We start from the raw sequence: 4,736 nt of genomic DNA, 5'->3' as shown, positions 1-4,736 counted from the left end.
GTTCTATCGGGAATTAAAGTACGCAGAGTTTTCGTTTTTTTAGTTTTTCTTCTGAATCTTTTTCTGGTCAAATATTTTTTCAAATCAGGTCTTTCTTCTCTAATAAACCTGTAGATTGTTTCATGGTGCATTAATAAACCGAATTTCATCCTTAATCTTCCGGCTATTAATTGTGGCGACCATTTATGTTCTATTGCTTTAATTACATATTCTCTAATTTCGGGATTTTCCAGCTTTTTTCTGTTATGAGTAGCTGCCCATTGCTGTTTTACACGTTTATGTGTTTGAGAACCTACATAGTTGCCATTTAAATAGACAGCTTCTTTTCTGTTTAATTCTCTTGAGATTGTAGCGGGGCTTCTGCCTGTTGCTCTTGCTATTTCTCTTACTTTTTTGCATTGTGCATGAAGAATAGTTATTAAGTCTCTTTCTTCTTCTGTCAAATGCCCTCTTTTTACTTCTGTCATTTATTTTGCTCCTTTCGTTATTTAACGATTGTAACAAAGTGTTGCGATTTCAATGCGAAACTGTCAATTATTTTTTGTCACGAGAATTATATAAGTAACAAACAACCCCCCAAATCTCCTCCCAAAATATTTACCAGCTACCGAATAAATTGGTAGCTTTTCTTTTTGTTTTGAATTACTACATTGGTAATAATTGTGGTTACTTTTTGTGCAAAATATTTTCATTTTATTGATTACTTTTTCGGAGCGGTATAGTATATGGGAAGATTGCTTCGTAAGCATGATTAATATTTGAAATACCTTATTAGTTGCCTGTCAATGACAACAAAAGCCAATCAGCAATTCAGGTTAAATAGAAAAAGTGGGAAAAATTTATTATGTCAGCAATAACACAGGAAATAACGGATAAATACGAAACAGTTATAGGGTTAGAAGTTCATGCCCAGTTAAAAACGAAGTCGAAAATTTTTTGTGACAGCGCAACAGAATTCGGAAATGAACATAATTCTCAGGTTTGCCCTGTTTGTATGGGGTATCCTGGGGTATTACCCGTTTTAAACAAAAAAGTTCTTGAATATGCAATCTTAACAGGACTTGCTCTCAACTGCGAAATTGCGCGCCATTCTAAATTTGACAGAAAACAATATTTTTACCCTGATTTACCTAAAAATTATCAGGTTTCTCAATTTGATATGCCTGTTTGCAAAAACGGTTATATCGAAATAAATGGCAGGGTAATCAGGATAAACAGGGCTCATCTTGAAGAAGATGCCGGTAAATTAGTACATGCCGGAGCTACAGGACTTGCAGGGTCAACTTATAGCCTTGTGGATTATAACAGGACAGGAGTTCCTCTTCTGGAAATCGTAAGCGAAGCTGATATTAATTCTCCCGAAGAAGCCAGAATTTATGTCGAAGAATTGCGAAATATCGTGAGATATCTCGGGGTTTGCGACGGAAACCTTGAAGAAGGCAGCTTGAGATGCGATGCAAATATCAGCATCAGACCTGTAGGACAAAAAGAATTAGGCACAAAAGCAGAAATTAAAAACATGAACAGTTTTAAAGCTTTGCAAAGAGCCCTCGAATATGAAGTTGAAAGACAAATTGAACTTGTTGAGTCAGGCGGTAAAGTAGTCCAGGAAACCCGACTCTGGAAAGAAGATGAAGAAATCACAATTTCAATGAGAAGCAAGGAAGAAGCGCATGATTACAGGTATTTCCCTGAACCTGATCTTGTTCCTATCGAAATAGATGCTGATTGGGTTCATAGAATCAGAGAAACAATGCCGGAGCTGCCTGCACAGAAGCTTAAAAGATATATAGACGAGCTTGGCTTGTCGAAATATGACGCAGAAGTTCTTGTAAATTCAATGGAAATGGCACTTTTTCTGGATAAAACAGTTGAACTTAAAATAAATGCAAAATCTGCTGCAAATTGGCTAATGGGCGATATTACAGCTTACCTTAACGAACATAAAACTACGATTGATAAAATTGAATTAACTCCTGAATCTCTCGCCGAAATGATTATATTGATTGATAAAGGAACGATTTCCAACAATATTGCCAAAAAATTAATTGCGCCTCTCATGAAAAATGGCGGCTCTGTTAAAAAAATGGTTGAAGAGCAGGGAATGAGCGTAATTTCTGATGAAGGCGCTCTTAAAGATACTATTAAAAAAATCCTTGAAGCTAACAAAGGCGAAGTCGAAAAATACAAGTCAGGAAAACCGCAGTTATTTGGTTTCTTTGTCGGGCAAGTAATGAAGGAAACAAAAGGCAGGGCAAATCCTGAAACCGTCAACAAAATTCTTAAAGAAGAACTTGACGGCTGATACGTTATAAGAGTAGGCTTTCAAATCTTTATAAATTCTTTACAAAATTCATGACAATTTTTTTTATTAACAAACTTTATATTCATATAAAGATTATGTAAGGATTTTCAATTTTCATTTTTTTTCTGTGTAGAATTATCATGTTGAAAATAAAAGTGTAAAAAATACGTTTGTTTTTTAGTTTTTTAGAAAGTTGAGTAATGAAAGCTTCAGATCCAAAAAATATAATAATTACAAGCGAAACAAAAAAAATCGCTTCCAAAATTTCTAATATAATCGGTACTCTTGAGTTTGTTGACGAAAATAACAAAGAATTCTCTTTATCAAGTTATATTTGTTATCTTTTAAAAGCTGCTGAAAATTGTGATGCTAAATTAAGAGCAGAAATCGAAAATAATATCGTTAGTATTGGTATAAAAACCTTACCTTATCTTATAAACTCTTTAATGACAGTTAAAGGCGCTGCAAGAGGACTTGCTGCAATGGCTATAATCAGAATGGGAGTTGATTCTGTCGAGCTTTTGAATGATACAGTTTCAAAAACACCTGATTTTGCATGGATGGCTGAATATATTATTAACGAAATAGTGGGAACACAAATTCCTGTTGTTGCATGTAATGAAGAAACCTCAAAAACATTAATTGCCGTCTAACTCAGGCGTACAAGTTTATAATGTTATGAATAAATTAATTGAAATATTCGTTTCTACTACAAAGCAAGGCTTGTTCCAGAATCTCCAAAGAGTATTTGTCAGCGATAATCCAACTTGAAATTTGTTCCTGTGGAATTTAGCTAATAAACATTATTCGGTTTCCTTCAATCTTTTTAATACATAAGGTTTAACACTTTCAATAAAGCTTTTAGCATCTTCTATATCTTTTAAAACACCTTCTCTTGTTAATTTGTATGTAAAATCATAGTCAGAATGTTCTCTATGTCTGATTAAAGTACCATATATTTTGTTTAAAACATTATCAAATAAGTTTTGTTCGTAAATATATCTTTTGTTAAATTGTCCCTGTAAATAATGGTGGCTTTTACTTACGAAATCATCTAAGTATGCTAATGCTGATACAATATAAAATACAGAATAATAAGCCCTGTTTTATGCTGTAGTTAAGCTTATATCCAGAATGTTATACGCATCTTGCAAAGCCGTATCTGCTTTTTCAATAGATATTTTAGCTAAAGTATTACTATGCTGCTGCATAATATTGACCTTTATTCACTACTTCATTGTAATAATAAGGATTTTTTTGTAAATCTTCTTCTGTATACTCATGTAAATCAATGTAAATATCATATTTGTATTGTAAATCACAAAGTATGCCACTTATTTCAAAAGTTTTTTCTCTTGAAACTTCGTCAAATATTGCAATTATATCTACGTCCGAATTTTTATGAGCAGTTCCTTTAAGCTGGCTACCATAGAGATATAATCCTTTGAGATCAGGATACATTTCTTTTATTAGCTTATTCAATTCTTGAATGATTTTTACAATTTTTCTTTTCGGCATGTATTTATTCCCTATTTTATTTTATTTTAATTGAGTTAAATCAGTTTGTCTATTCTTTCAGCATTTGACTTGTCAACAAATTAAAATAGGCATTAAATTTCCTTAACCCAAAATTTGATAAAGCAAATAAAATTAATTGAAATATTCGTTTCCGGTACAAAGCAAGGCTTGTTCCAGAATCTCCAAAGAGTATTTGTCAGCAATAATCCAACTTAAAATTTGCTCTTGAGAAATCTCAAAAAAATCTGATAATTTTTTCAGAATTGACGCAGACATTGTTCTTTTACCTGTTATTATTTGATTTAAACCGCTTTGGCTGTAATTGATTTCTTTACTTAAAGTTGTGCGGGAAACCTCTTTTTTTTCTAGTAGACAATCAATATTGTTTGTAAGTATTGATTTGTTTTTATAGGGAAAATTTTTTTTTATTTGAACGGCAAGTTCTAAAATTTCTTTTGGATATTTATCGGCAATAATCCAGCTTTCAAACTCTTCTTTTGTAACTTTAAGAATTGGAAGAATTTTTTTAATCGTTTTTTCAGTAAAAGGTCTTTTTCCTTTAATCATTGAAATAAGAGATGACTCATATTCGTCGATTAATTTAGCAAGTTTACAATAAGATAAATTCTGCTCTTTTAGAATATAATGAAATTTGTTTTGCAATATACCCATATCACTCATTACAAAGCCCTCTTGCTTCTAGCAAATTATGTACTTGACATTTGGTTTTTAATCGTTTATAGTCAGATAGTAGAAAGTAATTTTGATTTTAAAATTTGCTCACAGAAAAAATATCCTAATTTGCGGTTAGGATTATTTTAGTATGCGCTTTTAGTCAATCATAGCACATTTTTTAAAGGAATAAAGATAAAAAAATCAACATTTTGATTAAATTAGTTTTATTTTGGGAATA

5 protein-coding genes are annotated in these 4,736 nt (G+C 31.7%); 2 read left to right on the top strand and 3 right to left on the bottom strand.

Annotation, left to right across the window (positions count from 1 at the left end):
- Positions 1–467 (bottom strand): helix-turn-helix domain-containing protein (locus tag WCG23_12900; GenBank protein MEI8390768.1); only part of this gene is annotated, 467 nt, incomplete at its 3' end.
- A 377-nt stretch (positions 468–844) separates the two neighbouring features.
- Between WCG23_12900 and gatB the strand changes: the two genes are divergently transcribed.
- A complete protein-coding gene (gene gatB, locus WCG23_12895; protein MEI8390767.1) occupies positions 845–2,305 on the top strand; it encodes an Asp-tRNA(Asn)/Glu-tRNA(Gln) amidotransferase subunit GatB in 1,461 nt (486 codons plus the stop codon).
- Positions 2,306–2,505: 200 nt separating this feature from the next.
- Positions 2,506–2,958, top strand: a complete 453-nt coding sequence (locus tag WCG23_12890; protein ID MEI8390766.1) for a hypothetical protein — start codon at positions 2,506–2,508, stop codon at positions 2,956–2,958.
- Between the two features lie 544 nt (positions 2,959–3,502).
- Here WCG23_12890 and WCG23_12885 read toward each other — a convergent pair.
- Both WCG23_12885 and WCG23_12880 read right to left on the bottom strand, forming a co-directional pair.
- Entirely contained in the window at positions 3,503–3,823 is a 321-nt protein-coding gene (locus WCG23_12885) for a nucleotidyltransferase domain-containing protein (protein ID MEI8390765.1), read from the bottom strand.
- 132 nt (positions 3,824–3,955) lie between these two features.
- Entirely contained in the window at positions 3,956–4,504 is a 549-nt protein-coding gene (locus WCG23_12880) for a helix-turn-helix transcriptional regulator (GenBank protein ID MEI8390764.1), read from the bottom strand.
- Between the last annotated feature and the right edge of the window lie 232 nt (positions 4,505–4,736).

The organism is bacterium (genome assembly GCA_037147175.1).
GTDB lineage: Bacteria > Cyanobacteriota > Vampirovibrionia > Gastranaerophilales > UBA9971 > UBA9971.
This window is presented reverse-complemented; position numbering and strand designations above follow the sequence as displayed.

Coding starts and splice junctions, on each gene's coding strand:
- WCG23_12885 (MEI8390765.1), bottom strand. CDS start 3,823: ATGCCGAAAAGAAAAATTGTAAAAATCATTCAAGAATTGAATAAGCTA.
- gatB (MEI8390767.1), top strand. CDS start 845: ATGTCAGCAATAACACAGGAAATAACGGATAAATACGAAACAGTTATA.
- WCG23_12880 (MEI8390764.1), bottom strand. CDS start 4,504: ATGAGTGATATGGGTATATTGCAAAACAAATTTCATTATATTCTAAAA.
- WCG23_12890 (MEI8390766.1), top strand. CDS start 2,506: ATGAAAGCTTCAGATCCAAAAAATATAATAATTACAAGCGAAACAAAA.